Genomic DNA, 4,715 nt, shown 5'->3' with positions numbered 1-4,715 from the left:
GATTCGAGCTCGGTCCCGGGGATCCTCTAGAGTCCGACGACATCCACTCGCAGCACACCGACGAGCTCGGAGCCGGAACTGCCCACGACGAATCGACCGCACATACGGTCAGCCTACGCGGGGCCTCCGACGCCGTCGGCCGGGCCGCCCACGACACCGATCTCGGCGAGACGATCGAGAAGGGCGGCTCCGTCGTCACCGGCTACCCACGGGACCGTCGCGGCCGTGTGATCGTCCACGGCCGTACGTCCTCCGGCGAGCACCGCCTCTGCCGGCGACAGCCGTCGGATCGCGACGGCCGTGACGTGCTCGGGGTGCGCGCCCGTGAACGCCGTGTACAGAGCATCGTCGTGCTGCCCGTCGTCGCCGATGAGCACCCATCTGACGTGGGGGAACTCACGCGCGAGGCGCCGGAGATTCTCCTCCTTGTGGGCGCGGCCACTGCGGAACCACCGGTCGTGCGTGGGGCCCCAGTCGGTCAGCAGCAGGGCGCCGGGAGGGAAAAGATGACGACGGAGAAAACGCTGCAGCGTCGGCGCGACGTTCCAGGCGCCCGTCGAGAGGTAGATCATGGGTGCGCCCGGATGCTCCCGCACGAGACGCTCGAGCAGCACGGCCATGCCGGGCACCGGTTGGCGAGCGTGCTCGTTGACGACGAAGGAGTTCCAGGCCGCGATGAGCGGCCGGGGCAGGGCCGTCACCATGACCGTGTCATCGACGTCGGAGACGATGCCGAAACGAACGTTTGAGCCCACGACGAACACACGCGTCGAGAACGGTTCGGAGCCCTCGACGGTCATCGACAGGGGCTGCCACCCCGGCTGCAGCCGGGCCGGCAGCACGGCGTCGATGACGCCGCCACGGTCGGCGATCACCTCGTGGGTGACTCCGTCCACGGTCACGGTCACGGTCGCATAACCGACGGGAACGGGCGCGAAGCTGCGCCAACCACGGACACCGCCGTCGTCGCCGCGCCGACGACGGACGCGGACGGGAGGGACGATCAGCACACGGCCGAGGACGCGCACCCAATCCTCGCCGCCGTAGCCGGGATACGCCGACACACTGGCGCGCAGGCCGCGGGCGCGCGCCCGACGCTCTCGCCACGCATGGAACCGGTACTCCAGTCGGGCGATCCAGAGCACCTTCAGGCGTGGTGCGGGTTCGGCGGCCATCGATTCAGTCTCCCATGCCGTCCGAGCGCTGCGTGCCGGTCGCCTCGTCGTCCGGTCGCATGTGACGCGCTTCGCGTGCCACGATCACGCGCTTGGCGACGTAGGCGAGAAAGAGGAAGACGACGATCGCGCCGACGAAGAAGTACCCCGCCGTATGCAGACGGTCGGCCATCTCGCGATAGGTGCCCGCCGCCGCTGCCGCCACGCTGACGTAAGCCGCCGCCCACACCGTGCAGGCGGGTGCCGTCCACGCGAGGAAGCGCCGATAGGAGAACCCGCTCATCCCCACTGTCAAGGGCACGAGCGAATGCAGAACCGGCAGGAAGCGGGAGAGGAAGATCGCCGGTCCACCGCGCCGTCGCAGATAGAGCTCGGCGCGCGTCCAATTGTCTTCGCCGATCCGACGTCCGAGCCGCGAAAACCGGATGCGGGGGCCCAGCCATCGACCGAGCCAGAATCCCACGCTCTCGCCGATCAGAGCGCCCGCGACGACCACGACCATGAGCACGACGGCCTCGCCGACCGAACCGACAGCGGTGGAAGCGACGATGACGACGGTGTCTCCGGGCACGATCAGGCCGACGAGAACACTGGTCTCGAGCATGATGGCGATACCCGCGAGAACCGTGCGCAGCACGGGGTCCACACTCTGCACGGCATCGAGCAGCCATGAGAGGAACTCGTTCACCTCTCCAGCCTATGGCGGGTGAGGGTGTGTGCATGCTGAACATTGCCGGACGGCCGCCGAGCGTCCCGACTAGCCTGGAGCGATGACCACGCGCCTCGTCGCCCGTCGGCACGACTGGGTCGACCCGGCCGTCGTCTTCGAGGCGATCCTCAGCGGCGAGGAGCACGCGTTCTGGCTGGATGCCGGACCGGGCGCCACGACAGGATTCAGCTGGCTGGGAACGGGCGCTCCCGGCGTCGGTCCCCGAGATGTTGCGCTGGTGCCGGACGTGCGCCCGGCGGCGGTCGTGCCCGGTCCGTTCCAGGGCGGGTGGGTGGGGTGGTCGGGCTTCGATGACGCCGCGGCGGCTGCCGGCGCCCCCGGGCGAGCCGACCCCGCCGACGGACCACAGGAGCTGTGGCTGCGAATCGAGTGGTTCGTCGTCTTTGACCACGCCGCCCACGAGGTGTGGATCGCCGCGCCGGCCGACCGCGGCGAAGCACTCGCCTCCGCGGTGGACGGCGCCGCGACGGCTGCGCCGCGGACGGCGACGCCCCGCGGTTCCGCCGCACACCGTCCGCCGCCGGTGGCATCGGCACGCCAGACGCCCGAGGAATATCGCGCACTCATCGCCCGGTGCCGCGACGCGATCCGCGCCGGCGACGCCTACCAGCTCTGCCTGACGACGCGGTTCACGGTCGCGGCATCCGCACCGTTCGATCCCACCTCGACGTATCTGACGCTGCGCGAGGCGCTGCCCGCGCACCACGGCGGAATCATCCGCAGCGGCGCGACAGCGCTGCTCAGTGCGAGCCCGGAGCGTTTTCTCGACGTCGCCGACGGCCTGGTGCGCACGCGCCCGATCAAAGGCACCCGGCCGCGCGGCCGCGACGCCGAGGAGGACGCCGCACTGCGTCGCGAGCTCGTCGACAGCGTGAAGGAACGGGCCGAGAACGTCATGATCGTCGACCTGATGCGCAACGACCTGCAGCGGGTGTGCCGGCCCGGAACGGTGCGCGCCGAACGCCTGCTCGAGGTCGAGTCGTACGCGGCCGTCCACCAGCTGGTCAGCACGGTAGCGGGCAGGCTCCGACCGGACGCCACCCTCGGGCAGCTGCTGACGCCGCTTTTCCGCCGGGAGCATGACCGGAGCGCCGAAGCTGTCAGCGATGACGATCCTTTCGGGGCTGGAAGGGCGAGCCCGCGGCATCTATGCCGGATGCTTCGGCTGGGTCGGCACCGACGGCCACGCGGACCTGGCGATGACGATCAGGTCCATCGTGCTTCGTCCGGACAGAGCGTACGTCGGCGCCGGCGGCGGCATCACCTGGCTCTCCGATCCCGACGAAGAGGTCGCCGAGGTGGGACTCAAAGCCCGCGGCCCCCTCGCGGCGCTGGGTGAGGATCTGCCGCCGGGATGGTAAGGCGGGTCCGCTAACCTGGAAGCACGCCTCTCGCGCGTTCCCGAGCTTTCAGATTGGTCTTCCCCTTCCCATGAGCAGCCCCACAGACATCGCCACCGCCGCCGAGAACGGACCGTACGACGTGCACGCCGTGCAGGAGAAGTGGCAGCGCATCTGGGCCGAGAAGGACCCGTTCCGTGCCGGTGGCGAGGACGACACCCGCCCGCGGAAGTACGTGCTGGCGATGTTCCCCTACCCGTCGGGCGATCTGCACATGGGTCACGCGGAGAACTACCTCTACTCCGACATCGTCGCGCGCTTCTGGCGTCACCGCGGGTACAACGTTCTCAACCCGATCGGCTGGGACAGCTTCGGCCTGCCGGCCGAGAACGCCGCGATCAAGCGCGGCGTCGAGCCGCGCGGGTGGACCTACGGCAACATCGCACAGCAGCGCTCCAGCATGCAGCAGTACGGCGTCTCGTTCGACTGGTCGCGCGTGCTGCACACCTCCGACCCCGAGTACTACCGCTGGAACCAGTGGCTCTTCCAGCGGCTGTACGAGAAGGGGCTCGCGTACCGCAAGGACGCGCTGGTCAACTGGGACCCGGTCGACCAGACCGTGCTCGCCAACGAGCAGGTGCTGCCCGACGGGACGTCGGAGCGCAGCGGCGCCGTCGTGGTCAAGAAGAAGCTCACCCAGTGGTTCTTCCGCATCACCGAGTACGCCGACCGCCTGCTCGACGACCTGAACCAGCTCGAGGGATTCTGGCCGCACAAGGTGCTGCAGATGCAGCGCAACTGGATCGGACGTTCCGTGGGCGCCGACATCGACTTCGAGATCGAGGGTCGCGCCGAGAAGATCACGGTGTTCTCGACGCGCCCTGACACGCTCTACGGCGCGACGTTCATGGTCGTGGCGCCGGATTCCGACCTCGCCGCCGAGCTCGTGTCCTCGGCATCCCCGGAGGCGCGCATGCGCTTCCAGGACTACCTCGACACCGTGCAGAAGACGAGCGAGATCGACCGGCAGACCGCCGACCGCCCGAAGACCGGTGTCTTCCTCGAGCGCTACGCGATCAATCCGGTGACGGGGGAGCGGCTGCCGATCTGGGCCGCCGACTACGTCCTCGCTGGGTACGGCCACGGCGCCGTCATGGCGGTGCCCGCGCACGATCAGCGCGACCTCGACTTCGCCCGCGCGTTCGACCTGCCCATCAAGGTCGTCGTCGACACCACGGCGCCGGTCACCGGCGCGATCCCCGTGATCGAGCTGGATGCCGAGGGCGTCCCGATCGATCCGGGCGCTCCCGGCATCGACGAGATCGACCCGGCGAAGACCGGCGTCGCGCTCACGGGCGACGGCCGCATGATGAACTCGGGCCCGCTCGACGGGCTGAGCAAGCGCAACGCGATCGCCCGCGCCATCGAGCAGCTGGAGGCCGACTCTAGAGGATCCCCGGGACCGAGCTC

3 protein-coding genes and 1 pseudogene are annotated in these 4,715 nt (G+C 69.6%); 2 read left to right on the top strand and 2 right to left on the bottom strand.

Translation table 11 applies throughout. The annotated features are described in order from the left end of the window. Nucleotides 1-113: 113 nt before the first annotated feature. Both I5I_RS05160 and I5I_RS05155 read right to left on the bottom strand, forming a co-directional pair. Nucleotides 114-1,175, bottom strand: coding sequence for an App1 family protein (locus I5I_RS05160; RefSeq protein WP_036317300.1), 1,062 nt, complete (start codon nt 1,173-1,175; stop codon nt 114-116). A gap of 4 nt (nt 1,176-1,179) precedes the next feature. Beyond that, nucleotides 1,180-1,863 (bottom strand): DedA family protein, encoded by a 684-nt coding sequence (locus I5I_RS05155; protein ID WP_036317297.1) that lies wholly within the window; start codon nt 1,861-1,863, stop codon nt 1,180-1,182. A gap of 82 nt (nt 1,864-1,945) precedes the next feature. Here I5I_RS05155 and I5I_RS05150 point away from each other — a divergent pair. Then, a pseudogene (locus I5I_RS05150) lies at nt 1,946-3,266 on the top strand (anthranilate synthase component I family protein). Between the two features lie 70 nt (nt 3,267-3,336). Beyond that, the coding region (locus I5I_RS05145) for a class I tRNA ligase family protein (RefSeq protein ID WP_036317296.1) at nt 3,337-4,715 on the top strand (1,379 nt) is incomplete at its 3' end.

The organism is Microbacterium sp. B24, assembly GCF_000333415.1.
In the GTDB taxonomy this organism is placed as follows: Bacteria; Actinomycetota; Actinomycetes; order Actinomycetales; family Microbacteriaceae; genus Microbacterium.
Note: the sequence above shows the minus strand (reverse complement) of the source record. Positions and strands in the feature narration are given on the sequence as shown.

What these genes read in the sequence shown, in the direction of transcription:
- I5I_RS05160 (WP_036317300.1), bottom strand. Translation starts at nt 1,175, where the DNA reads ATGGCCGCCGAACCCGCACCACGCCTGAAGGTGCTCTGGATCGCCCGA.